The sequence below is a fragment of the Amycolatopsis sp. Poz14 genome (assembly GCF_006704225.1).
GTDB lineage: Bacteria > Actinomycetota > Actinomycetes > Mycobacteriales > Pseudonocardiaceae > Amycolatopsis > Amycolatopsis nivea.
Genome location: NZ_JACLHD010000001.1, coordinates 6,188,407 through 6,213,740, shown reverse-complemented (window position 1 = coordinate 6,213,740; position 25,334 = coordinate 6,188,407). Strand labels below are relative to the sequence as shown.

Sequence of the window (25,334 nt, the reverse complement as noted above, 5' to 3'; positions counted from 1 at the left end):
GGAGCGCCGCCATGACTATTTCCGCGGAACCCGCCGCCGGGACGGCCGAGTTCGAGCTCGACATCCTGCGCTACGGCCTGATCGAGGTCGCCCGCGAGATGAACGAGGCGCTGATGCGAAGCGCGTTCTCCCCGGTGTGCCGCGACATCCTCGACTGCACCACCGCCATCCACGTCCGCAGCGGCGACGGATGGGAAACCGCGGCGCAGTGGGAAGGCTGCATGCAGCACGCGTTCACCTCGCCGCACATCGTGAACTTCGTGATGGGCGAGTTCGACCTGGACTCGCTGCAGCCCGGCGACGTCATCTTCGTCAACGACCCGTGGCGCGGCACCATCCACCAGTCCGACGTGAACCTGCTCCGGCCGGTGTTCGTGGACGGCCGGGTCGAGTTCATGCTGCACTCGACCTCGCACCTGGTCGACCTCGGCGGCCCGATCCCCGGCGGGTTCTCCAACGGCACGCAGACGTCGTTCGAGGAGCAGATCAAACTGCCGCCGTCGCTGCTGTACGCCAACGACGTGCCGGTGCGGCCGCTGTTCAACTTCATCCTGGAGAACAACCGGGTGCCGCACCTCGTCCTCGGCGACCTGCGCGCGTTGCACGGCTGCCTGGTCGTGGGGGAGCGGCAGTTGCAGGCGCTCGTCGCCCGCGGCGGGCTGGACAAGGTGAAGGCGGCCGGGCGGTACGCGATCGAGGCCACCGAAGCGAGCATGCGCCGCGGCATCGCGGGCATCCCGGACGGCGACTACACCGTGGAGGACTTCCTCGACGAGGACGGCGTCACCGACGAACCGATCCCGGTGCGCGTGACGGTCAAGGTGCGCGGCGACAGCATGGAGATCGACTTCTCCGGTTCCGGCAGGCAGCCGCTGGGCAACTGCGGCACGGCGTGGTGCGAGGCGGTCCGGTGCATCGAAGCGGTCAAGCTGATGGTCGATCCGGGCACGCCGGTCAACAGCGGCACTCTCCGTCCTATTGAGACACTCCTGCCGCAGGGCAGCGTGGTGTGCGTGCTGCCGCCGTCGAGCTGCTCCAACCACGCCGACATCGGTGCGCGCGGCATCAACGCCGTCGCGAGCGCGCTGAGCCAGGCCGTCGGAGATCGCGCGATCGCGTGCGACACCGGGACCGCCCTGGTGATCAGTCTCGGCGGCATCGACACCCGGCCCGGGCACGAGGGCATGCCGTGGGGCGCGTTCGCGCTCACCGGCGGAGGCTGGGGCGGAACGTGGAAGGAAGACGGGATTTCCTTCTGCGTCACGCCGATCGGCAACTGCCGGACCTCGGTGCAGGAACACGTCGAGATCGAAAGCCCGTTGATCGTGGCGCAGCACGAGATGGTGCTCGACACCGCGGGCGCGGGCGAATACCGTGGCGGGCTCGGCTCGGTGTATACGCTCACCGCACAGTCGGACACGATGGTCACCGTCACCTGCGACCGGGTACGCGTCGGTGCACCGGGTGCCGCCGGGGCAGGCCCGGGCGCGCCCGCTTTCGGTTGGTACATCGAGAACTTCGACCTGGCCACGCACGCGGATCCGCTCGATCTGCGCGGTACTGAACCGCTCTTCGGCATGTTCGACGACGACGGCCGCCCGGACCCGAACAACGGCGGCTTCTGCCGCGGCGCCCGGTACCAGACCGGCAAGTTCTCCGGGCTGGTGCTCAAGGCGGGCGACGCGATCCGCTTCCTGATCGGCGGAGGCGGCGGCTGGGGCGACCCGCTCGCCCGCGACCTCGACCGGCTCGGCCGCGACCTCGCCGACGGTCTGTACAGCGAGGAATTCGCCGCCAAGGCGTTCGGCGCCGTTTTGCGCGACGGCCGGATCGACGAGGCCGCGACCGCCGAGCGGCGCGCCGAACTCGCCGCCCGGCGCGCCGCGGGCACCTGGTCGGTGCCGGTCGCCACGCCCGTCAACTGGATCCTGGGATAGGAGCACCCATGTCTGTCGACCGACTTCTCTTCCCCCGTCCGGAAACCCCGCGCGTGTCCGTCGAGCGCACGCCGGTGGATGCCGTCTGCCCGTCGTGCGGAAGCACCGACGTCGCGCGGTACCCGGTGGCCAACTACCTCGGCCCGCGCATGGTCGTGAAGTGTCAGGACTGTTTCACGCATCTGTCGGTGACCCGTCCGGAGCCCGAGGACAACTGGCCCGCGTGGCGTTCGCCGACGCGCGACTGGGCGCCCTCGCGGCTGGGGTGACGCGGATGTCCCCGACCCCATTGGCCCGGCTGTACACGCGGGCGTACGCCGAGTTCGCCGACCGGCCCGCGATCCGGGACTCCCGGCGCGAGCTGACCTACGGCGAACTCGGCCGCCGCGCCCGGCGCGTCGCCCAGGCGTTCCGGGCGCTGGGCGCGGAACGCGGCACCCGCGCGGTGCTGCTCGGCGCGAACAGTTGCGAATGGGCCGAGGCGTACCACGGGCTCGTGCTCGGCGGCGGGGTTCGCGTCGGGCTGCTGCCCCGGCTGCACCCCGCCGAACTGGCCCAGATCGCCGCGGACGCGGATCCGGCCTTCGTGCTCGTCGACGGCGCGTGGCTCGCCGAGCACGGCACGGCGTGGATCCCGCCGCGGGTCAAGGAAATCATCGTGCTCGGCGAGAGCGCCCAGGGCGGCATCCCGTTCGAGGAGTTCGTCGCGTCGGGCTCGGAAGATGAACTGCCGCTGCCGGACGCCGAGGACGACGCGTGGCTGCTCTACACCTCCGGCTCGACCGGGCTGCCCAAGGGCGTGCGAGTGCCGCACCGGACGGTCGGTGCGCTCGTGCGCAACGCCCGCGAAGTACTGCCTCGGCTCGGCCCGGGCGACGCCGCCCTGCACACTGCGCCGATCAGCCACTTCAGCGGCGGCATCGCGGACGTGCTCACGGCGAGCGGCGGCCTGAACATCTACGCGCCGAAGTTCGACGCGGCGGAGGTCGCGGACGCCGCCGCGGGCGGTGAGGTGACGGTGCTTCCGCTGGTCCCGACGATGATCACGATGCTGCTGGAGGAGCTAGCCCGGCGCGGAGCTCCCGCAGGCCGGGTCGGCACCGTGCGCGTCCTCCCGTACGCGGGTTCGGCCATCCAGCCGGACCGGGCGGCCAAGGCCCGCGCGTACTTCGGCGAGGCGATGCAGCAGCTGTACGGCGCGAGCGAAGCCCAGCTGCCGATCGCGACGCTCCGCCCGGAGGACCACGTCGAAACCCTCAACGAGCGCGGATTGCCCCGGCTGGCGTCGGCGGGCAAGGTGACCGCACACGTCGAGGTCGAGATCGTGGACGCGGACCGCCGTCCGGTGCCACCAGGGGAGACAGGCGAGATCCGGACTCGCGGCGCGCACGTGAGCGCAGGGTACTGGCGGAAGCCGGAAGCGACGGCTGAAACCTTTTCGGACGGCTGGGTGCACACCGGCGACGTCGGCTGCCTCGACGAGCACGGGTACTTGTTCATCCTCGACCGGCGCAAGGACATGATCATCACCGGCGGGTTCAACGTCTATCCCCGGGAGATCGAGAACGTCGTCTCCGAACTGCCCGGGATCCGGGAGGTCGCCGTCGTCGGCGCTCCGGACGAGCGGTGGGGCGAGGCGATCACCGCGTTCGTCTCGGCCGAACCCGGAAACGCCGTGTCCGCCGACGGGGTGCTCGCGCACTGCCGGGCCCGGCTCGGCGGCTACAAGGTGCCGAAGAAGGTCGTCTTCGTCGAGGACCTGCCGAAGACCGGCACCGGCAAGATCCAGAAACAGATCCTGCGCGAGAAATTGTGGACCGGCCTGCAGCGCCGCGTCTGAATTCAGCGTGAACCGAAGGAGAAAACACATGGCGGCGCCGACTTTCGACAGCCGGAGTCTGTTCTTCGCGTGGAGCACCTACACCACGGACTACGACACCTACGCGAAGTGGTACGACGACGAGCACATCCCGCAGGTGATGGACGTGCCCGGAATGGTGGGCGCGCAACGGTTCCTGCTCTCGGAGACCAAGCCGCTGCCGGGGGTGCGCGCGCTCGATTTCGGGCACCTCGCGATCTACGAGATGGAAGGCTCGGCGCAGCCGTTCCGCGAGGAGGTCAAGCGGAAGCTGATCTCCGGGGAAATGGTGCTCCCGGACTTCATGAACCGCCTGTTCCAGGCGTTGTTCCTCGACGCGGTGAGCGAACCGTTCCTGTCCGAGCAGTTCGCGAAGGCGGAGAACCTGGACGACCGGCATCTGTTCTTCGCGTGGAGCCGCCACACCGGCGACGACGCGACCTTCGCGAAATGGTACGACGAGGAGCACATCCCGCAGGTCATGTCCGCGCCGGGAATGCTGCGCGCGCAACGGTTCGAGGTCTCGGCTCTCAAGCCGCTGCCCGGCGTCGAAACCCCGGATCTCGGTCATCTGGCGATCTACGAGATCGCCGGGAGCCTGGAGGGATTCCGCGCGGAGGTCAAACGCCAGCTGATGTCCGGGGAGATGGTGCTGCCGGACTTCATGATCCCGCCGTTCGCGGCGATGTTCCTGAAGCCGGTCAGCCCGTTCTTCCCGGCCGCGAACTGAGAGGGAGCTGCTCATGAGCTATCCACCACGGCGCGCCAAGCCCGAGTCGGCGCTGATCACCGGCGCGGCGGGCGGCGTCGGCTCCGCGACCGCGCGGCGGCTCGCCGAGGGCGGCGCCAAGCTCGTCGTCACCGACATCGACGAGGAACGGCTGGCGAAAGTCGCGAACGACACGGGCGCGATCGCGGTCCCGGCTGACGGCACCGACCGCGAAGCGATCCGCGCGGTGGTCGCGCGAACGGTCGAGGAACTCGGCGGCCTGGACACGGTGATCGCGATACAGGGCGCGGCGATCGGCGGGGGAGCGAACCCCAAACACGTGGACTCCTACCACCGCGCGCTCGACGTCAACCTGCACGGATCCTTCTACCTGGCCGGGGAAGTGCTCCCGCATCTGGCGGCCGCCGAAGGCTCCCTGGTCCTGTTCGCCTCGACCGCGGGGCTGATCGCCGGCCCGCCCGGAGCGGCGGGCTACACCGCGGCGAAGGCGGCGATCATCGGCCTCACCCGGTGGCTCGCCCGGGATTACGGGCCGAAAGGCGTGCGCGTCAACGCGGTGTGCCCGGGTTTCGTGCGGACCGCGCTCGCCGCGGGCAGCATGGCGCACCTCGCCGAGCGCGAAGGCATCAGCCTGGACGAGGCTTACGCGCTGAGCGCGGCGCACGTTCCGCTGCGCCGGGTCGCGGAGCCGGAGGAAATCGCCGCCTGCTGTGCGTTCCTGGCTTCGGGCGACGCCTCGATGGTCACCGGGCACGTGCTGGTCGCCGACGGCGGCGGCGCGGCGGTGGACGCCTCGACGGTGGCTTTCGACAGCTGAAGTGTCCAAGTATCCGGACAGTCGCGCGGCCGGCGCGCGCTTAGCGTTCTCCGCATGTCAACGACGACTCATGAAGAACTGGCCAAGGGCTGGATCCGCGCGCTCTCGGACGTCGACGTCTTCTACTCGCTGTGCGCCGACGACTGCAAGGTCTGGCACAGCGCCGACGACAAGTGGATGACGGTCAAGGAAGCAGTCGACGCCGTCAAGGAACGCGGTGGCCTGCCGCCGTTCGAAAACTCCCGTTACACCCTGACCGGCAAGGGTTTCTTCGTGCAGACCTCGGCCACGCTGGCGGCCGCGCGAGTGCACTTGATCCAGGTGGTGACGGTGCGGGACGGCAAGGCGGTCTCGGCCGAGGAGTACATCGGCCCCGAGATGGACATCGCCGTCTAGGCGGGAAACGGAACTTTCGATGAGTGCAATCGCAGGACGCTCGATCATCGTCACCGGCGGCGCCAGCGGGATCGGCGAAACGGCCGCACGGCTCTTCGCCGAGAACGACGCGCTGGTGACGATCGCGGACATTAGCACCGAAGCAGGCGAGGCGCTGGCCGAGGAACTGTCGGGCAAGGGCTACGAGGCCCAGTTCGTCGCCACCGACGTCACCGACGAGGCGCAGGTGGCGGCGATGGTGGCGGCGGCGGAATCCGCGTACGGCAGGCTGGACGGCGCGTTCAACAACGCGGGCGTGCCGAACAACGGCAAGAAGCTGGCCGATCTCACCCGCGCGGAGTTCGACCGGGTCTTCGCGATCAACGTGACCGGCCCGTTCCTCTGCATGAAGCACGAGGTGCCGGCCATGCTGCGGGGAGGCGGCGGGTCGATCGTCAACACCGCGTCGGTCGGCTCGTTCATCTACATTCCGCTCGCCGCCGAGTACACCGCGTCCAAACACGCGCTGATGGGCCTGACCAAAGCGGCGGCGGCCGAGTACGGCGAGCACGGCATCCGGGTCAACGCCATCGGCCCGTCCACCGCGCGCACGCCGATGTACCTGGAGTACCTGAAGCTCAACCCGGAGTACGAGAAGACCGTCGCGGCCACGCACGCGCTGCGGCGCGGCAGCGAACCGGTCGAACAGGCGCAGGCGGCGATGTGGCTGCTGTCGGACGCGGCGTCGTTCGTCACCGGTGTGACGGTCCCGGTCGACGGCGGCTACACCCTGTACTGAGCGGCGCCGTTTCATTGACCAGCAGACGGCCGCATGAAATATTATGTTCTATGAGTGCGGTGCCGACCCGCGGCGCGCTGGCCCGCGCCGCGGGGCCGGTGCTCGACCGCGTGCAGACCGAGCTGCGGGGCAGCCCGGTCGCGGTGCTGCTGGCCGACCATCGGGCCCGGGTGGTGGACATCCGCTACGGCGAGCGTTCCTTCGGCCGGGAGGTCGCCTCGCTCGGCGTGCTGCCGGGGGTGCGGCTGGGGGAGGACGACGTCGGCGTGAACGCGATCGGCACGCCGCTGGAAACGCGCAAGAGCCTCCTGTTGCGCGGCGCCGAGCACGCGATGCCCGCCTTCCACGGGTTCACGTGCTTCGGGCAGCCGATCGTCCATCCCGGAACCCGGCGGGTCGCCGGGGTGCTCGACTTCGCGGTGCCGGTCAGCCGGGACGAACGGCTCGCCCCGGCGCTGGTGCGGCATCTGGTCGCGGAGATCGAAAGCAGGCTGCGGACGGACGCGGCGGAGGCTCAGCAACGGCTGCTCGCCGCGTTCCAATCCGCCGCCCGCAGGCGGGACCGGCGGGTGCTGGTGGTCGGGCACGGCCTCGTGCTGGCGACTCAGCCCGCTCTCGACCTGTTGGCGCCGGCCGATCATGCCGCGGTCCAAGCCTGCATCGAGGACGGCAGCGGCAACGCGCGGATCACGTTGGCGTCCGGCGAGCCGGTGCGGCTTGCTTGGACGCCAGTGGACCGCACTGACGGGACCATGGTCGACCTCGTTGTCGAGACGCGGCCCCGCCGTCCGCGCGCCGCGGCCCCGGTGCGCTGGCCGTTGCTGGTGGTGGGGGAGCCGGGCACCGGCAAGACGACCCTCGCGCGGGAGGCCGCCGGGGAGGGCGCGGCGGTACTGGACGGGGTCGAAACGGTCCGGATCGGTGAGGCGGAATGGGCCGAGCGGGCCAGCCGCCTGCTGGACAGCGACGGACCGGTCGTGATCGTCGAGAACGTCCAGCTGCTCTCGGGGCGGCTGGCCGCATTGGTCGCGGCACGGGCGCGGACGTCGAGGCGGAACCTCGTGCTGACCTCCGCCTTGGGCGAACCGCACCCGTCGATCACGGCGTGCTGCGGCGAGCGACGGGACTTGGCTCCGTTGCGCTCCCGCCGCCACGAGATCCCGCCGCTGGCACAGCGAATGCTCGCCGAGGAGTGCGCCGCCCGGTTCACGCCGGAGTCTTTGCGGTTGCTGGCGGCTCAGCCGTGGCCGGGGAATCTGGCCGAACTGCGCCGGGTGGTCCGCGCGGTGGCGGAGCTGCGTTCGGCGGGGGACGTCGTCCCGGCCGACCTTCCGCCTTCGCATCGGGACGGATCGGCGCTCGCTTCGCCGTTCGACCGGGCCGAGCGCGAGGTGATCGTCGCAGCGATCGCGGAGGCGGGCGGCAACAAGCTCGAAGCTGCCCGTGCGCTGGGGATCAGCCGTTCGACGTTGTACAACCGGATGAAAGCCTTGCGCATCCGCTGATCACGGACCCGCGCTCCGGGCGCTTGACCCTGCCTGTCATCTAGATATTATATATTTCATGCGCGCTGCCGGGTGCGCGGCCGATTCAGCATCGACGAGGAGCAGGAATGGCGACGATCATCGAGCAGCTCGCGGGATTCGCCGCGGGCGCGGACGCCCGGGAATTCCCCGACGAGGTGATCCGCGAATCCCAGCGCATCCTGCTCGACTCGCTCGGCTGCGCGGTGGCGTCCCTTGGCGACGAAGGCGCGCAGCGCGGCGTCGACTACGCGCGCTACCTCGGCGGCGCCGAAGGACCGGCATCGATCCTCGGCACCGGCACGAAGACTTCGGTCCCCGCCGCGGCCTTCGCGAACGCCGAACTGATCAACGCGCTCGACCAGGACGCGGTTCTGCCGCCCGGACATGTCACGCCGTACGTGCTGCCCGGCGCGCTCGCCACCGCGGAGTCGTTGCGGGTGTCCGGCACGAAGCTGCTCGAAGCGATCGCGGTCGCGCACGAAATGTCGTACCGGATCGGGAAAGCGACCGACTACCTGCGCGACATCAAGGACGGTGTCGTCACCATCCCCGACGTCATCGGCTACAGCAGCACGCTCTTCGGCGCGGCCGCCGCGGTCGGAGTCGCGAAAGGACTGGAGCGGGAAACCCTCGCCGACGCGCTCGGCATCATGGGTTCGACAGCGCCGACGAACACGCAGCGCGCGTGGATGATGCACGCGCCGTCGACCACGATCAAATACCAGCTCGCCGGCGGGCTGGCGCTGTCGGCGGTCACGGCCGCGAACCTCGCCGAACGCGGCCACACGGGCGACCGGCAGATGCTCGACGACCGCGAATACGGGTTCCCGCGCTTCATCGGCACCTCCCGCTGGGAACCGGCGCCGATCACCGCCGGGCTGGGCACGGAGTGGACGTTCACGCCGTTCCAGTCCTTCAAGCCGTACCCGCACTGCCGCGTCATGCACGCACTCTTCGACGCGCTGACCGAGATCGTCGAAACCCACGACATCCGGCCGGACGAGATCGACGCGATCACCGCCTGGGGCGAGAGTTTCGTGCTGCAGCCGGTGTGGCAGAACGAAACCATCCGCAACCCGCGCGACGCGCAGTTCAGCATGACCCATGGCCTCGCCCTCGCGGCGCACCGGGTCCCGCCGGGCAAGGACTGGCAGACCCCGGAGACGGTCTTGGACCCCTCGGTGCTCGACCTGACCAAGAAGGCGTCGTTCCAGGCACATCCGGACTACACCGAGGCGCTGAAGAGCAACCCGGCTGCTCGGCGATCGAGGGTCGAGGTTCAGGCGCGCGGCACGACATACCGCGGCGAGCGGGCTTATCCGAAGGGCAGCCCGTCACCCGATCCGGCCAGCTATATGACCGATGACGAACTGGTCGCCAAGTTCCGGCACAACGTGGAAGGCGTGGTGGTGGACCCCGACGCGATCGTCCAAGCCGTTTTCGACCTGCGGAACGTGCAGGACGTCTCGGAGCTGCTGAACCAGCTGAAGCCGGAGGTGCGGGCATGATCGAGGTGATCAACCCGGCCACCGAAGAGGTGATCGGGTCCATTGTGGACAGCGACCCGGCAGCCGTCGACGCGGCGGTGTCCGCCGCGGCGGAGGCGCTCGGCCCGTGGTCGGCACTCTCGCCCGCCACCCGCGCCGGTTACCTGCGCGCGCTGGCAGACGAGTTCGAAAAGCGGTCCGACGAGATCTCGGAGCTGGTCACGCGGCAGAACGGCACGCCGATCAGCATCACCCGCGCGATGCAGAGCCAGGTGCCGGTCTGCTACCGGTACTTCGCTTCGCTGGCGGAGAAACTCTCGGTCGAGGAACATGTCGAAACCGCGAGCGGTGACGCGATCGTGCTGCGCGAACCGGTCGGCGTGGTCGCGGCCGTCACTCCGTGGAACGGCCCGCAGCCGCTCATCGCGTGGAAGCTCGGCCCCGCGCTGGCGGCGGGTTGCACCGCGGTGATCAAACCGGCTCCCGAGACGTCGCTGGACGCGTTCGTCTTCGCGGAAATCGTTGCCGCGGCGGGCATTCCCGACGGCGTGGTGAACATCGTGACCGGCGGACGCGAGACCGGCGCTGCGCTGGTCGCGCACCCTGGCGTGCACAAGGTGGCGTTCACCGGTTCGACCGTGGCGGGCAAAGCGATCGCCGCCGAATGCGCGAAGCAGCTGAAGCACGTCACGCTGGAGCTGGGCGGAAAGTCGGCGGGCATCCTGCTCGACGACGTCGACCTCGAGGCGTTCCGGCCGCTGGTGCTTTCCGCCTGCGCGCCGAACACCGGGCAGACCTGCCGGGCGCTGACCCGGGTGCTGGCTCCGGCCTCGCGCTACGACGAGGTCGTGGAGATGCTCGCGGCGACGATGACCGGAATCCCGCAGGGGGATCCGCTCGACCCGGCGGTGTTCTTCGGCCCGCTGGTGAACGCGGCGCAGCGGGAGCGAGTGGAGTCCTACCTCGAACTCGGCCGCACTGAGGGCGCGGAACTGGTGATCGGCGGCAGCCGCCCGTTCGACCGCGGGTACTACGTCGCGCCGACGATCTTCCGCGGGGTCACCAATGACATGCGCATCGCCCGGGAGGAAATCTTCGGCCCGGTGCTGACCGTGATGCCGTACCGGACGGTGGACGAAGCGGTCGCCATCGCGAACGACTCGGAGTACGGACTGGGCGGCGGAGTGTTCTCGCCGAACCGGGACCGCGCGACGGAAGTGGCCCGCCGGATCGTGACCGGCAGCGTCGGCGTGAACACCTCGACGCTGCCGATCGAGACGCCGTTCGGGGGCGTCAAGAACAGCGGGATCGGCCGGGAGCTGGGGCCGCAGAGCGTGGACGCGTACCTGGAGTACAAGACGATTTTCCGGGCGTAGCAGGCGCTTCCTGCGTCGTCCGGCACGGAGGAGGGTGACTGTGCCCGAGGCCTTTCCGCGGCGCGGGGACGACGCTGACCCGGCCGAGACCCGCGCCGCGCGCAAGCGGGCGATCCGGATGCGGCTCATCGAGCACACCGCGGCCCGGTTGTTCGCCGAGCGCGGGTACGAGGCGGCGAACTTCGAGGACATCGGCGCGGCCGTCGACATGCGCGGGACCAGCCTCTATTACTACTTCTCCTCGAAGGAAGAGCTGTTCCTGCGCTGCATGGAGCACGCGGCCGCCGAGGTGTTTCCCCGGCTGCGGGACATCGCCCGGTCCGAAGGCCCGCCGTTGGCGCGGCTGCGGGCGATGTTCCGGGAGGAAGTCGTGATCACGCTTCGCGAGTACCCCGAGTTCATCCCGCTCTTCCTCAAGGTGCGAGTGCCGATCGAGGCGCTCGAACGGCGCCGCCGGGAACTGCGGCGCGAGCAGACCGCCATCTTCCGCGAAGTCGTCGACGAACTGGACGGCCGCGCGGCCTCGGACCGGCCGCGTCCGACGCTGAACCTCGCGCTGGGCGGGATGGCGCTCGTCGGCGAGTGGTACGACCCGGAAGGGGAGCTGAGCGTCGAAGGGTTCGCCGACGAGGTGTCCCTGACTCTGGTCAGGATGTTCGCGCCGCGCACGGAATTCGAGGCACGGGTTGAAAACTGAGCGGAGAATAGAATATATTATCCGCAGTTGAGGGCGGACGGCCGACGTCGCGCGGGTCCCGGATCCCCGGTACGCGACCGGCGCGGCCCCTGCCGGAACTCCGCTCGGCTGAATCCGTTTCCCCGCACACCCTGGGAGCCATGCGATGCCCGTATCTTCGACCGTGCGCCGCGTCTGGGCGCTCGACGCGCCGGAACTGACCGTGGACTGCGGCATCCTGATGCTCGGCACCGGCGGCCAGGAGGACACGATCCCGTCGCCGTCCTTTCTCGTCGAGCACGCCGAGGGCCTGCTGTTGTTCGACACCGGACTGGCGACCTCCGGCGCGGGCGACCCGGCGGCCGCGTACGGGCCGCTCGCCGACGCTTTCAAGATCTCGATCCCGGAGCACTGCCGCCTGGACCGCCAGCTCGGGTCGATCGGGTACAAGACGGCCGACGTGCGCCGGATCGTCTTGTCCCACATGCATTTCGACCACACCGGCGGGCTCGACCTGTTCCCGGGCGCGGAGGGCTTCATCGGCGCCGGCGAGCTGCGGTACGCGCGCACGCCGTCCGATCTCGACGCGGGGTTCTTCCGCGAGGAGGACATCGTGGCGGCGGGGAAGATCGCCTGGAACGAGGTCCCGGCCGGGTACGACCACGACGTGTTCGGCGACGGCAGCGTGGTCTTGCTGTCCCTGCACGGGCACACCCCCGGCACCCTGGGCTTGAAAATACGGCTGCCGGACGAGAGCACGTTGGTGCTGACCAGCGACGCGGCGCACAAGCGGGCGAACGTGGCGGCCACGGTCGGGATGCCGTTCGACGTCGACCGGCTGAACAAGAACGCTTCTCTGCAGAAGGTGAAGCTGCTGGGCGCCCAGCCGGGCACGACGGTCTGGATCAGCCACGATCCGCAGGACTGGGCGGAGTTCCGCCCGGCCGAGGGAGAAATCACGAGCGCGGCGGACCTGAACCGCGCGTGAGAGTGCCTTTGCCGATGCGGACGGAGCGGTGGACATGAACATCTCGTGGATTACGGACGCGGTCGCCGGGCAGGTCCCGAGCGTCCCGCCGGACAGTCCGGCGCTGGCGATCGGCACCGCGGACCCGCTGTCCTACGCGGAACTGCGGGAACGCGAGCTGGTGCTCGCGACAGCTCTCCGGCGCGACGGCGTGCGCCCCGGCGACCGGGTCGCGCTGCTGCTGCGCAACTGTACCGATTACGTGGCGCTCTATCTCGCGCTCGGCCGGATCGGGGCCATTTCGGTGCGGCTGAACTGGCGGCTCACCGCGGCCGAATTGAGCTACCAGTTGCGGGATTCCGCCGCGAGCACAGTGATTTTCGACGCGGAGTTCGGCGAGCGGCTCGCCGGGATCCGCGACGAGGTGCCTGCCCGGACGTACGTAGCGCGGGCCGGCTCGGACGCTGCCGCACCGGGGTGGGCCGTGCCGCTGGAGGAATTCGCCTTCGGCGGGGCGGACGGCGAGTTCCCCGACGTCGGCCCGGACGAGCCGCTCACCCTGATGTACACCTCCGGCACCACCGGCCGCCCGAAGGGCGCGCTGCTTTCGCACCGCAATGCGGTGTGGATCGGCACGATCCAGGCCCTGAGCTGGAAGTTCGACCGCACCACGGTCGCGCTCACCCAGGGCCCGCTGTTCCACGCGGGCGGTTTCGAGGTGCTGCTCCTGCCCGCGTTGCTGAGACACGGCACCGCCGTCACCTTCCCGTCCGGCGGATTCACTTTGGAATCGATGCTCGCGGCGGCCCGCCGCCATTCGGCGACGGCCATGCTGGTCTACTCGTTCATGCTCGCCGAATTCGGCGGGATCGACGGGCTGGAGGCGCTGGTTCCGCCGTCCCTGCGCCGGATCGTCACCGGCGGCGACACGATCATGCCGTGGGTGTACGACGTGGTCGAGAAGAGGCTGCCGGGCGTGAACCTGACCCAGTCCTACAGCCTCACCGAAGGCGGGGCGGTCGCGCTGCACCTGGACCACACGGTCGCCAGGGGCAGGGAAACGAGCGTCGGCGTGCCGCAGCCGATGACCCAGGTGCGCATCGTCGACCCGCTCGGGACGGAGGTGCCGACCGGCGAGGTCGGCGAAATCCACCTCCGCAGCCCCGGGGTCGGCATCGGCTACTGGAACCGCCCGGAGGAGACCGCGGAGACGTTCGCGGGCGGCTGGTGCCGCACCGGCGACCTCGGCCGGGTCGACGCCGACGGGTTCGTGACGCTCGCCGGGCGGGCCAAGGACATGATCCGCACCGGCGGCGAGAACGTCTATCCGGCCGAGGTGGAGAAGGTCCTCACCGGTCATCCCGGAGTGCACGACGCCGCGCTGATCGGCGTGCCCGACGCGAAACTGGCGGAGGTCGGCTGCGCGGTCGTGGTAGCGGAACCCGGTGCGTCGCCGTGCGAAGAGGACCTGCGCCGCTACCTCGCCGAACGGCTCGCGAAGTACAAGATCCCCCGGTACTTCGCCTTCGTTCGCGAACTCCCGCGCACCGCCTCCGGAAAAGTTGTGAAGTACCTGATGAAGGAAACCTACGCGAACCTCGGCGAGCGCCTCGGCGCTCCCGCGGGAGGAGAAGACCCGGCATGACCCAGACCGGCCGAGCGGCCCTGTTCTTCGGGCCCGGCGCGAAACTCGAACTGGCCGAACTCCCCGTTCCCGAACCGGAGCCCGGTGCGCTGGTGATGCGCGTGACCCGAGCGAACATCTGCGGTTCGGACGTGCACATCTGGCGCGGCGACGGAGCGCTCGCCGACCGGGGCCGCCGCGAGGACGGCCGGGTGATCGGCCACGAGATGACCGGCGTCGTGCACAGTCTCGGGCCGGGCGTGGACCGGGACTGGTCCGGTGCGCCCCTGCGGCCGGGCGACCGGATCGTGTGCCAGTACTTCGCGCCCTGCGGGCGGTGCCGGCTGTGCTTGCGGGGCCGTGCCGAAGCGTGTCTGCGGCAGCACCGCGCGTTCGTCGGCAAACCGTCGGAGTTCCCGCACTTCCGCGGCGCGTTCGCGGACTATTTCTACGTGCGCCCGACGATGGCCGTGTTCAAAGTCCCGGACGAGGTCGGCGACGTCCTGGCCGCTGGAGTGAACTGCGCGCTCGCCCAGATGGTGATGGCGTTCGACCGCGCGCAGGTGTCGATGGGGGACCGCGTTGTCGTCCAGGGCGCGGGCGGACTCGGTCTCTACGGCGCCGCGCTCGCGCGGGAATGCGGCGCGGGCCAGGTCGTCGTGATCGACGGAGTGGACGAGCGGCTGGCTCTGGCGCGGCAGATGGGCGCCGACGAGACAGTCGACTTCCGCGAGTTCGGGTCGCCGGAGGACCGTGCCGCCCGGGTACGGGAACTCACCGACGGCGGCGGCGACGTCGTGTTCGAACTCGCCGGGCACCCGTCGGCGATCCCGGAGGGGATCCGGATGACCGCACGCGGCGGGAAGTACCTGGAGCTGGGCACCTTCTACGAGGGCACGCCGGTCGAGGTGGACCCCGGTTACCTGGTCATGAACAACATCACGCTGCAGGCGGTGTCCTTCTACGACGCGCGCAGCCTCGCCGGGGCCCTGGCTTTCCTCGCGCGCCGCGCGGGGGACCTGCCCCTGGCGCGGGCCGCCGCGGATTACCCGCTGGAAGCGATCAACGAAGCGCTGGCGGACCAGGCCGCGGGCAAAGCTGCCCGGGCGTCGCTGGTCATGTCCTGAGCCGGCGACCGGACGAGAACGGAGACGGCGAGTTGTCGAACTCGATCGAGATCGCGGGTGCCGAGGTCGGGCACCTGGACGAGGTGTACGTCGGCGGCGAATGGCTGCCCGCGAGCGGCGGCCGGTACGAGATCGTGTCGCCCGCCGATGAAAAGGTCGTCGCCGAAGTCGGGCTGCCGGGAACGGATCAGGCCGAGGCGGCGGTGACCGCGGCGCACGAGCAGGGATTGACCTCGTGGGCCCGCTTGCCCGTCGCGGAACGAGTCGAGGCCGTCCGGCGTTTCTGTGCGGCCATGGAAGAACGGCTCCCGGAGATGGGCGCGGTGTGGGCGGTCGAAGCCGGGATGCCGGTGCGCTACAGCGCGACCCTGCACCGCTTCGGCGCCGTCGGGGCGTGGACCGCGGCACTCGACCAGGCCGAGGACGCGCTGCGGCCGGAACGGCGCAGCACCCCGCTCGGCGACGTGCTCGTGACGCACGAACCGGCCGGAGTGGTCGCGGGGATCATGGCCTACAACGGCCCATTGGTCACGATGGCCACCAAGATCATTCCCGCGCTGCTCGCCGGGTGCCCGGTGATCGTGAAAGCGGCGGTGGAGTCGCAGCTGATCATGCGCCTGGTCGCCGAGTGCGCCGAAGCAGCAGGCTTCCCGTCCGGGACACTGTCCATTCTGGCCGGGAACACTGACGTCGCTCGTGCGCTGTCGGCCGACCCGCGCGTCGACCTGGTCTCCCTGACCGGCGGACGTGTGGCCGCGCAGGACATCATCGAATCGACCCGCGGCCGGTTCGCCCGCACGCATCTGGAGCTCGGCGGGAAATCGCCCGCGCTCATCCTGCCGGACGCCCCGCTGGAGAAGGTGCTGCGCAGCCTCGTCCCCGGCGCGACCGGCGGGACCGGTCAAGTCTGCGCCCTGCTCACCCGCGTGCTCGTCCCCGAATCGAGGCACGACGAAGTCGTCGACGCGATGACCGCCGCGTGGTCGCGGCTGAAGATCGGCGATCCGCTCGACTGCGGCACCGACATCGGCCCGCTCGCCAACGCGGCTGCCCTCGCGCGCACCGAACGGGCCGTCGAGCGCGCCGTCGCGGAAGGCGGCCGCGTCGTGGCCGGGGGAGAGCGCCCGCCTGGCCCCGGGTGGTGGTTCGAGCCCGCCATCGTGACCGACGTCCAGCGGGGGTCGGACCTCGCCCGGAACGAGGTTTTCGGCCCGGTCACGGCGGTGCTGACCTACACGGATCTGGACGACGGCATCGCGCTCGCCAACGACACCTCCTACGGCCTCGCCGCGACGGTCTACACGACCGACCTCGAACGCGGCCAGTACTGCGCGGACCGCATCACCGCGGGCTCGGTCGCGTTGAATTCGTTCGGCCCGAGCGTCGCCGCGCCGTGGGGAGGACGGAAGGGGTCCGGCTGGGGACGGGAAGGCGGGCCTGAGGGAATCCGGGAATTCGCCGAGACCAAGCAGATCCTCCTCGGACCTGGCCTCTCCTGACCGCGGCCGTCCGCCGCCGCTGCCGCGCTTGACGTACCTCTACTCGAAGCTTAATATAAAATATTATTTCGACGGCGAGGAGGTGCGCGATGGCGCCTCGGACAGATCCGGACCTGAGCCGCCGGGCATTGGCCCTCCTCCGCGTTGTGGCCGCCGGGCGGGCCGAGATCACGTGCAGCCGCGAGCCAGACATGTTCGTCGACGGCGTGGCGTGCTGCGACCAGTACGCCGCGCACGCGCTCGCCCATCGGGGGCTGATCGTCCAAACCGGACCTGCGGCGCTCGGGAAGCGGGTCCGCGCCCGCCTCACACCGGCCGGTGCGGCGGCGCTGGGGGCGGCTCAGGCGGCCTGAAAAAGCAACGGGCAGTACCGCGGTTGAACGGGCCGCGGTACTGCCCGTCTCCATGTCCGCCCCCGTAATCGCCATCGCCTCGCGGAAAAGGGATGAATATATTCTCAACAGTTCCGCAGCCAGTACGCCACCGCCTCCGCGCGGTTCGCCGCGTCGAGCTTGCGCAGGATGTGCGTGATGTGCGTCTTCACGGTCCCCTCCGAGATCGAGAGCTTCCGCGCGATCGCCCGGTTCGCGTCGCCGCGGGCCATCAGGTCGATCACTTCCGCCTCCCGTGCCGACAGCAGCGGGTGCGGCGCCGGTCCGGGAGGCGGGGGGCCGATGCGCACGTCGGCGGCCAGCCGGGACATTCCTTGCTGCAGCGACGCCAGTCCTTCGAGGACGGACACCCGGGCCAGCGTCTCGCTCACGCCTTCCGCGTACAGGTTCAACACGGCACGGTCGGTGGCATCGACCTCGCGGCGAGGAGAGTAGTAGCTGTCCGCGTGCAGCAGTCCGACGACCTTCCCGTACGCCTGCAGCGGCGCGACGGCATACGAGGTGCAGCCGGACATCGAGACCAGCTGCCGGTTCACGCGCGGGTTCTCCTGCACGTCGTAGACGAGGCCGGCGCGGGCCTGGTGCACGACGTCGGATTCGACCAGCGAGCCGTCGAGCCGCGGCGGGGCCTCGCGGCCGGCGGCGAGCATTTCCGCCGCCAGCCGGGGATCCTGCTCGATCACCATGCGCCGCAGCATCCAGGTCGCGTCGTCCACTGTGGACACGAGAACCCGGTCGAACCCGATCGTGCAAGCTTCCTCGGCGGCGCGCGAGAGCACCTCGTCGGCGGTCGGGCAGGCGTGCAGGCGGGTCAGGGCGCGGCGGACCCGGCGCATCGTCGCGACCCCGTCGGCGACGCGGGCATCGTCCACCCGGGACTCCAGGTCTCGGACCCGGGCCAGCAGTGCGGTCAGCCCGGGCAGCCGCTCGGGGGCGGGAGCCGAGCCGAGTTCGGCCATCGTCGCGTCCCACACCTGGCCCAGCAGCCGTTTGGCGGGCAGCACCTCCGCGCAGCGGCCGACCGGCAGCATCCGGTCGAGCGCGGCACCCGCGTCCCGTCCCAGTGCGCGCACCTCCTCGGCGAGTCCGGCGTCGAGACGGACGCTGTCGAGCCGCGGAAAGCCGGTCGCGTTCATGGGCAGCTCCCTTGCCGAAAGTGCGCATATTATATATCGGAGGCTTCGAGCGGGCCAGCCGAGCGATCGGCCGTACGGGGTAGCGGAATACGACCGGCGGCAGATGCGGCGGCCCGGTGACCGCGGACACACTGGCCGCGCTGTCCACCCATCGAACCGGGAATCCCATGACTACCGCATCAGTGGCAACGAAGCCACGCGTGTCCCTGCGGGCACGCCTCGGCGGCTTCGACCAGACCTATCTGGTACTCGTCATCACCGTGCTGCTCGCGCTCGCCGCGGGAGCCACGACGACGAATTTCCTCACCGCAGGCAATTTCGGCAGCATTCTCAACCTGTCCGCCGCGTTCGGCATCCTCGCGATCGGCGAGGCGATCGTCATCCTCGGCAAGGGGCTGGACCTTTCGGTGGCGGGGATTGGGCTCGGCTGTGCGCAGGCGACGCTCGCGTTCGTCAGCGAGGGCATGCCGGAATGGCAGGCGATCGCGCTGATGACCGCGCTCGCGCTGGCGATCGGGCTCGTCAACGGCGTGCTCGTCGCCGTGTTCGAGGTGCCCGCGCTCTTCGTGACGCTCGCGACCGGGATGCTGGCGATCGGCGGGATCGACATCCTGTTCCTCACCCAGAACGTCTACGGCGTGCCGGCCGGGTCGTTCCTGGCGCAGCTCAGCGGCGGGTCCGTGCTCGGCGTGCCGCGTCCCGTGCTGATCGCGGCGGGTGCGTTCCTGCTCGCCTGGCTGTTCGTCGCCTTCACCTCGCCCGGGCGGCTGATCCGCGCGATGGGCGACAACTTCGAGACCGCCCGGTCGACCGGCGCTCCGGTGCGGCCGCTGCAGATCCTCACCTACGTGCTGTCCGCGCTGCTCGCCGCGCTGGCCGGGTTCGTGACGGTGTCGATCCAGGGCAGCGTGCAGACGACCGTGACGTCCTTCGACCCGATCCTTTTCACCGCGCTGACGGTGGTGGTGATCGGCGGAGTCTCGCTGTCCGGCGGGCGCGGCACGATCCTGGGCGTCCTCGCCGGGGCGCTGTTCGTGGGCGTGCTCAACAACCTGCTGGTACTGCACGGGCTGAGCACGGCCGTGCAGGACCTGATCCGCGGCGCGGTGCTGGCGGCCGCGATCGCGTTCGACGCGTGGCTGCGTCCGCGCAACGAGGAAACCGAGAAATCCGGGGAACTGTGACCGGCAATGCCGCCGGGGAACGGAAGAAGAAGCACATGAAGATCACCAGGAAACTGCTCGTGCTCGCCGCGTCGGCGGCGCTGGTCGCGGCGGGCCTGTCCGCCTGCTCGGTCGGCGGCGGGTCGTCGGATTCGGCGGCCGCCGCGACGAACGCGGTGTTCGGCGCGAACGAGCAGTTGATGCCGATGCGGCAGAAATCGCACGACGCGCTGAAGGGCAAGCGGATCGCCTTCGTCCCGATTCTCTACAAGGGCTACAAGCTCACCGAGAACTGGGGCACCACCATGCAGCGCACGTTCGACAACCTCGGGGCCGAGTTCAAGGTCTACGACTCGAACTTCAGCAGCGACCGGATGATCAGCACGATCAACGACCTCATCGCGCGCAAGGCCGCCGACGTGCTCGTGCTGCAGAACCAGGATCTCGGCCTGCTCGACAACGCGATCGACCGGGCGCAGAAGGCGGGCATCTACACCGTGGTGCTCAACATGCCGTCCACCCGGCTCGGCGACTCGTTCGTCGGCGTCGACGTCTACGGCGCGGCGCAGTCGATCGCCAAGCGCGCGATCTCCGATTGCGACGCCCGGCACGCGCCCAAGACGCTGTCGGTGATCGACGGCCCGGGCAACGACCCGGCGTCGATCCTGTGGGGCCAGGGCATCAAGGACGTCGCGCAGGCGCAGGGCTACCAGGTGCTCACCGCGCACTCGCAGTTCCAGAACGCACAGGCGCAGGCCGCGGCCGAATCGGTTCTGCAGCAGCACCAAGGGAAACTGTGCGGTTTCCTGGTGACGTTCGACCTGAACTCGATCACCGTCGGGCAGACAGTGAAGGCGGCGGAAGGCCGGGGCCAGGTGGCTCCGGGCGCGGTCGGCGTGTACACGCTCGACGCGGACGCGGACTGGTGCAATGCGCTCAAGCAAGGCCTGGTGACCGCCTCGGCTGCCTACGACGTCCAGGGCATCGGCGCGGCCGGCGCGGTCGCGGTGCAGAACCTGCTCACCAACGGCGCGAAGCCGGGCAGCGCGCATTCGGTCGGGTACGTGTCGAGCACGGTGGTCGACAAGGCGAACATCGACCAGACCACCATCGCGTGCTACCAGAGCAAGTGAGCGGGGACCGATGACTACGTCTCCGTTCCGGCGCGGGCTGGACGCCTTCGGCATGACCGGCGGCCGGCCGACGGAAAGAATCGCCCGCTACCGCACCGTCTCGGATCTGTTCGAGAAGCGGTGGATGGAAGGCGCGGTGCCGCTGGTGCTGGCGCTCGCGCTGTGTTTTTACGTGCTCGCCACGACCAATGTCGGGGCGGCCAACGCGCCGCTCGTGCTGGACGAGGTGTCCGAGTACGGGCTGCTCGCGATCGGCCTGACCGTGGTGCTGGTCGGCGGCGGCATCGACCTCTCGGTCGGCTCGGTGGTCGGGTTCTGCGGGCTGGGCGCGATGGTCGCGGACCGGGTGTGGCTGTGGCCGACCGCCCTGGTCGTGCCCGCGGCGATCGTCGCGGGTGCGGTGCTCGGGGCGGTGAACGGGTTCCTCATCGCGATCCTGCGGATGCGCCCGTTCATCACCACCCTGGTCACGCTGATCGCCTTCGGCGGCGCGGCCTCGGTGCTGCAGAACGCGAACAGCACGCAGATCGGCGTCACGAAACCGTCGCTCGTGTGGGACTTCCTCAGCGAGGGCCGGGTGCTGGGCGTCCCGACCGCGTGGTTCCTCTTCGCGGTGGTGCTGATCGTGGTCCACCTGGCGCTGACGCGGTCGCGCTGGGGCTGGTGGGTCACCGCGACCGGCTCGGACCGCCGGTCCGCGCGGCGCAACGGGATCCCGGTCACCGCCGTGACGTTCTGGACCTACGTGCTGTCTGGCGCGCTCGCTGGGACGGCGGCGATCCTCACCTCGGCGCGGCTGGCCCGGACCGACCCGAACGTCGGCAACAGCTGGGAGATCATCGCGCTGACCGCGGTGGTGCTCGGCGGCGTCAGCATCAAGGGCGGACGCGGTTCGGTGCTCCGCGCGGCGGTCGGTGTCGCGGTGGTGACGATCATCGAGCAGGCGACTGTCTCGGACGGTGCGCAGGGCTCGTACTACACCGTCATCCTCGCCGCGGTGCTGCTCGTGTTCACCGTGCTGGACCTCAAATGGGGCAAGTACCGGCAGCGTGCGGTGGAGAAGCTGAAGATCGACCCGGCACGGCTGCGGCTCGGCCCGCTGGTCGATGTCACGAAGCCGGGCACGGTTTGGTCGCTCAACCGCAGGCTGACCGACGCGCCACCGGTCGGGCTCGGCAAGATCCGCGGCGCGGAGGACTGTGCGGTGGACGCCGAGGGCAACGTCTACTGCGGCGACCAGCGCGGCTGGGTGTGGCGGTTCCGCGGCCTGGACGACACCGAAGGCGAGATCTTCTCGCGCACCGGCGGCTTCCCGTGCGGACACGCGTGGGACGCCGAAGGGCGGCTGGTCGTCGCGGTCGGCGGCATGGGCATCTACCGCATCGGCACCGACGGCGAGCCCGAGCTGGTGGCGAACAAGGTCAAGCGCAGCCCGCTGTCGCTGATCGACGATTCGGGGCTGCGGGCGATCGACGACCTGGACATCGCGCCGGACGGCTCGATCTACGCCTCGGACTTCTCCACCCGCACGAACACCGCGGACTTCCTGCTGGAACTGGTGGAATTCCGGCCGAACGGCCGGGTGATCCGGGTGACGCCGGACGGCAAAACCGAGGTCGTGGTGTCGAACTACGTGTTCCCCAACGGCATCTGCACCGCCCACGACGGCGAGTCGATCCTGATCGCCAGCACCGGGCTGTGCCGCGTCGACCGGCTCTGGATCGCCGGGCCCAGGAAGGGACAGCTGGAACCGGTGCTGGAGAACCTGCCCGGCTACCCGGACAACATCAACCGCTCGTCCGACGGCAATTACTGGATGCCGTTGTGCGCCATGCGCACGCAGATGTCCGACCTGCTGGGCCGCTATCCGGCGGTGCGGCGGCGGATGACCCGCGAGGCGGCGGTCGACAACTGGGTGGTGCCGCAGCTCAACACCTCCTGCGCGGTCAAGTTCAGCGACCGCGGCGAGATCCTCGCCGTGCTGTGGGACGAGACGATGGAGAACTACCCGATGGTGACCGCGGTCAAGGAACGCGACGGCCACCTGTACCTGTGCGGCGTCAGCAACAACCGGATCGGCCGGCTCGAGCTGGACCCGAGCGAGATCGGCGACATCGATCCCGCCGCGGTCCCCGGGACAGCCGTGCGCGCGGCGGCGGAGGCAGTGCGATGAGCCCGGTACTGGACACCGTGAAGGAATGGCTCAACCCGAACTGGGGACGCGCCCGCACGGTGCCCCCGATGGACACCGGGCTGCGGCCGAACCTCCGCCTCGACAGTGCGGCCGAGCTGTTGCCCGCGGGCGAGTACGAGCCGGACGACGTCGTCGTGACAGCCGCCGGGCTGGCTTTCAGCAGCGGCAACGACGTCTTCGCCGTGCGCGCGGACGAAGTGACGCGGCTGGTCTCGTTCGGCGGCCCGGTGACGGCGCTGACCGTGCGAGACGATCAGATCGTCGCTGCGGTCGAAGGGCGCGGCCTGGTTTCGGTGGCGCAGTCCGGCGAAACCGAGGATCTCTGCACGGACGCGCCGGTCGCCGGTTGCGTTACCGCGCTCGCGACCGACGGGGCCGCGCTGCTGGCGACTGTCGGCTCGACGAAGGTCTCGGAATGGTCCCGGGCGCTGGTCTCCGGAGACCGGTCGGGCCTGCTGGTGCGGGTCGACGGTGCGCGGGCGGAGGTGGTCGCGGAGCGTCTCGCCTGGCCGTCGGGCGTTGGCGTGGCGGCGGGTGAAGTGCTGCTGTCGCTGAGCCTGGACCACCGCATCGAAGCGCGCTCCGCGCCGGGCGGACGAGGCCGGGTGCTGAGCGCGAATCTGCCGGTCTACCCGGGACGGGTGCACGTCGCCGGGGACGATTGGTGGTTCGCCGCGCCCTACATCCGCAACCGGGTCACCGAACTGCTGCTGGACGAACCCGGGCTGCTGGCGGAGATGACGGAGAAGATCAGCCCGGAGGAGTGGTTCGTGCCGAGGCTGCGCGCGGGCGACCCGTTCACCGACACGATGCAAATGGGGCAGCTGCGCGTGCTCGGCGTGGTCAAAAGCTGGGCACCGGCGCGCTCGTGCGGTCTGGTGTTCCGGACGGACTCCACCGGCCGCGTCGCCGAGAGCGCGCACGCGCGGGTCGACAGCCCGCGGCACGGCGTCACCGGCTTGACCGTCCACAACGGACACGTGATCGCCGCCGCCCGCGGCGGCCGGAACCTGCTGCGGCTGGAGGACGCATGAGCACGGTGTTGCGGCTGACGAACGTCAGCAAGCGCTACAGCGGAACGTACGCGCTCGACGGTGTCGACTTCGACGTGCGGGCGGGCGAAATCCACGCGCTGCTCGGCGAGAACGGCGCCGGGAAGTCCACGATGGTCAAGATCGTCTCCGGGGCCGTCGCGCACGACTCCGGCACGCTGGAGGTCGACGGCGTGCCGCGGGCGTTCACCACCCCGCGCGAATCGGTCGAGGCGGGCGTGGCGATGGTCTACCAAGAAGGCTCGCTGGTCGAGTCGATGACCGTCGCGCAGAACCTGTTCATGGGCGACGAGAAGGTGTTCAACAACCTCGGGCACCTGAACGTGGTCGCGCGGGAGCTGCTGGAATCGCACAACTTCCACATCCGCCCGGACGTTCCGGCCGGCGCGCTCGGCGTCGGCCAGAAGCAGATGGTGGAGATCGCCCGCGCGGTGCACCGCAACGCGAAGCTGGTGATCCTGGACGAGCCGACGTCCTCGGTGACACCGGAGGAACGGCTTCAGCTGTTCCTGTCCATGCAGCAGCTGCGCAAGCGCGGGATCGGCGTCATCTTCATCACGCACATGCTGGACGAGGCCTTCGAACAAGCCGACCGGATCACCGTCCTGCGCGACGGCGTGGTCCAGGGAACGCTGGAGAGGCCGGAGTTCAGCCGCGACCGCGTGGTGAAGATGATGGTCGGCCGCACCGTCGAGATGGGGCGGGTGGAGCCGAACCGCGCGCCCGAGCCGGCACCGACGTTGCAGGTCGAGGACGTGACGCTGCTGCCGGTCGTGCGGAACATGGCGTTTTCCGCCTACGCCGGGGAAATCGTCGGCATCTACGGTCTCGTCGGCGCGGGACGCAGCGAGACCGCGATGATCGTCAGCGGGATCCTGAAACGACGGCGGCTGCGCGGCGGCCGGGTGCGGCTGAACGGCGAGCCGGTGCGGTTCCGCACGCCGCGGCAGGCACGCAAAGCCGGGATCGTCTACATCACCGAGGACCGGAAAGCGTCCGGTTTCTTCAGCCATCTCACCATCGCCGACAACATCTACCTCGGGCACCTCTGTGGTGCGCGGCGCCTGCCGTTCCTCTTCCAGCCCGGCTCGCGCAAATCGGTCGCGAAGCGGTTTGTCGAACAGTTCCAGGTCCGCACGCTGCAGCCGACGAAGGCGACCGTCGAGGAGCTGAGCGGCGGGAACCAGCAGAAGATCGTGCTGGCCAAGGGACTGACCCGCAAGCCGCTGGTCGCGATCATCGACGAGCCGACCCGCGGCGTGGACCTCGGCACGATCCCCGAGATCCACGCGATGATCCGGGCGCTGGCCGACGACGGGGTCGCGGTCGTGGTCATCTCCTCGTACCTGCCGGAAATCCAGGCGCTGTCCGACCGCGTGCTCGTGGCGCGCGCAGGCAGCATCGCCGCCGAGTTCTCGCCGGAGGAAGCCGACGAGGAAAGCCTCATGTTCGCCGCGGTGCACTGA

At 70.0% G+C, this 25,334-nt stretch carries 22 protein-coding genes; 21 read left to right on the top strand and 1 reads right to left on the bottom strand.

The annotated features are described in order from the left end of the window. Positions 1 to 11 precede the first annotated feature (11 nt). The 16 genes from FKO37_RS29095 (at position 12) to FKO37_RS29020 (ending at position 17,151) form a co-directional block, all read left to right on the top strand. A complete protein-coding gene (locus FKO37_RS29095) occupies positions 12 to 1,937 on the top strand; it encodes a hydantoinase B/oxoprolinase family protein (protein WP_238606563.1) in 1,926 nt (641 codons plus the stop codon). Positions 1,938 to 1,945: 8 nt separating this feature from the next. Then, a complete protein-coding gene (locus FKO37_RS29090) occupies positions 1,946 to 2,206 on the top strand; it encodes a hypothetical protein (protein ID WP_134662920.1) in 261 nt (86 codons plus the stop codon). Positions 2,207 to 2,211: 5 nt separating this feature from the next. After that, a complete protein-coding gene (locus tag FKO37_RS29085; protein WP_134662919.1) occupies positions 2,212 to 3,777 on the top strand; it encodes a class I adenylate-forming enzyme family protein in 1,566 nt (521 codons plus the stop codon). A gap of 28 nt (positions 3,778 to 3,805) precedes the next feature. Further along, positions 3,806 to 4,525 carry a hypothetical protein gene (locus FKO37_RS29080; protein ID WP_238606562.1) on the top strand — a complete coding sequence of 240 codons (720 nt, stop codon included), beginning with the start codon at positions 3,806 to 3,808 and terminating at the stop codon, positions 4,523 to 4,525. Positions 4,526 to 4,538: 13 nt separating this feature from the next. Next, complete coding sequence (locus FKO37_RS29075; protein ID WP_238606561.1) at positions 4,539 to 5,342, top strand: SDR family NAD(P)-dependent oxidoreductase; 804 nt, start codon at positions 4,539 to 4,541, stop codon at positions 5,340 to 5,342. A gap of 54 nt (positions 5,343 to 5,396) precedes the next feature. After that, positions 5,397 to 5,738, top strand: coding sequence for a hypothetical protein (locus FKO37_RS29070; RefSeq protein ID WP_238606560.1), 342 nt, complete (start codon positions 5,397 to 5,399; stop codon positions 5,736 to 5,738). Positions 5,739 to 5,757: 19 nt separating this feature from the next. Next, on the top strand, positions 5,758 to 6,516 hold the full coding sequence (locus tag FKO37_RS29065) for an SDR family NAD(P)-dependent oxidoreductase (RefSeq protein ID WP_238606559.1): 759 nt from the start codon (positions 5,758 to 5,760) through the stop codon (positions 6,514 to 6,516). Positions 6,517 to 6,566: 50 nt separating this feature from the next. Continuing rightward, on the top strand, positions 6,567 to 8,021 hold the full coding sequence (locus FKO37_RS29060) for a helix-turn-helix domain-containing protein (RefSeq protein ID WP_238606558.1): 1,455 nt from the start codon (positions 6,567 to 6,569) through the stop codon (positions 8,019 to 8,021). 107 nt (positions 8,022 to 8,128) lie between these two features. Continuing rightward, positions 8,129 to 9,550, top strand: coding sequence for an MmgE/PrpD family protein (locus FKO37_RS29055; RefSeq protein ID WP_238606557.1), 1,422 nt, complete (start codon positions 8,129 to 8,131; stop codon positions 9,548 to 9,550). Further along, on the top strand, positions 9,547 to 10,905 hold the full coding sequence (locus tag FKO37_RS29050; RefSeq protein WP_238606556.1) for an aldehyde dehydrogenase: 1,359 nt from the start codon (positions 9,547 to 9,549) through the stop codon (positions 10,903 to 10,905). Before FKO37_RS29055 ends, FKO37_RS29050 begins: the two co-directional genes overlap by 4 nt. A gap of 40 nt (positions 10,906 to 10,945) precedes the next feature. Then, the gene (locus FKO37_RS29045) at positions 10,946 to 11,602 is read left to right on the top strand and encodes a TetR/AcrR family transcriptional regulator (protein ID WP_238606555.1); all 657 of its coding nucleotides are present in this window, start codon (positions 10,946 to 10,948) and stop codon (positions 11,600 to 11,602) included. Between the two features lie 145 nt (positions 11,603 to 11,747). Next, positions 11,748 to 12,569 carry an N-acyl homoserine lactonase family protein gene (locus tag FKO37_RS29040; protein WP_238606554.1) on the top strand — a complete coding sequence of 274 codons (822 nt, stop codon included), beginning with the start codon at positions 11,748 to 11,750 and terminating at the stop codon, positions 12,567 to 12,569. A gap of 34 nt (positions 12,570 to 12,603) precedes the next feature. Next, entirely contained in the window at positions 12,604 to 14,193 is a 1,590-nt protein-coding gene (locus FKO37_RS29035; protein WP_238606553.1) for a class I adenylate-forming enzyme family protein, read from the top strand. Then, the gene (locus FKO37_RS29030; protein WP_238606552.1) at positions 14,190 to 15,299 is read left to right on the top strand and encodes a zinc-binding dehydrogenase; all 1,110 of its coding nucleotides are present in this window, start codon (positions 14,190 to 14,192) and stop codon (positions 15,297 to 15,299) included. The genes FKO37_RS29035 and FKO37_RS29030 overlap by 4 nt, the downstream gene beginning before the upstream one ends. A 32-nt stretch (positions 15,300 to 15,331) precedes the next feature. Further along, a complete protein-coding gene (locus FKO37_RS29025) occupies positions 15,332 to 16,798 on the top strand; it encodes an aldehyde dehydrogenase family protein (protein WP_238606551.1) in 1,467 nt (488 codons plus the stop codon). Positions 16,799 to 16,887: 89 nt separating this feature from the next. Continuing rightward, complete coding sequence (locus FKO37_RS29020) at positions 16,888 to 17,151, top strand: hypothetical protein (RefSeq protein ID WP_238606550.1); 264 nt, start codon at positions 16,888 to 16,890, stop codon at positions 17,149 to 17,151. Positions 17,152 to 17,255: 104 nt separating this feature from the next. Here FKO37_RS29020 and FKO37_RS29015 read toward each other — a convergent pair whose 3' ends face one another. Next, positions 17,256 to 18,326: a LuxR C-terminal-related transcriptional regulator gene (locus FKO37_RS29015; protein ID WP_238606549.1), complete on the bottom strand. Its 1,071-nt coding sequence runs from the start codon at positions 18,324 to 18,326 to the stop codon at positions 17,256 to 17,258. Between the two features lie 200 nt (positions 18,327 to 18,526). Between FKO37_RS29015 and FKO37_RS29010 the strand changes: the two genes are divergently transcribed. Genes FKO37_RS29010 through FKO37_RS28990 form a run of 5 tightly spaced genes read left to right on the top strand, consistent with a single transcriptional unit; the run spans position 18,527 to position 25,334 of the window. Further along, positions 18,527 to 19,510, top strand: coding sequence for an ABC transporter permease (locus tag FKO37_RS29010; protein WP_167756454.1), 984 nt, complete (start codon positions 18,527 to 18,529; stop codon positions 19,508 to 19,510). 35 nt (positions 19,511 to 19,545) lie between these two features. Beyond that, the gene (locus FKO37_RS29005) at positions 19,546 to 20,622 is read left to right on the top strand and encodes a substrate-binding domain-containing protein (protein WP_238606548.1); all 1,077 of its coding nucleotides are present in this window, start codon (positions 19,546 to 19,548) and stop codon (positions 20,620 to 20,622) included. 10 nt (positions 20,623 to 20,632) lie between these two features. Further along, the gene (locus FKO37_RS29000; protein ID WP_238606547.1) at positions 20,633 to 22,795 is read left to right on the top strand and encodes an SMP-30/gluconolactonase/LRE family protein; all 2,163 of its coding nucleotides are present in this window, start codon (positions 20,633 to 20,635) and stop codon (positions 22,793 to 22,795) included. Then, the gene (locus FKO37_RS28995) at positions 22,792 to 23,850 is read left to right on the top strand and encodes a hypothetical protein (RefSeq protein ID WP_238606546.1); all 1,059 of its coding nucleotides are present in this window, start codon (positions 22,792 to 22,794) and stop codon (positions 23,848 to 23,850) included. The genes FKO37_RS29000 and FKO37_RS28995 overlap by 4 nt, the downstream gene beginning before the upstream one ends. Then, positions 23,847 to 25,334, top strand: coding sequence for a sugar ABC transporter ATP-binding protein (locus FKO37_RS28990; protein ID WP_238606545.1), 1,488 nt, complete (start codon positions 23,847 to 23,849; stop codon positions 25,332 to 25,334). The genes FKO37_RS28995 and FKO37_RS28990 overlap by 4 nt, the downstream gene beginning before the upstream one ends.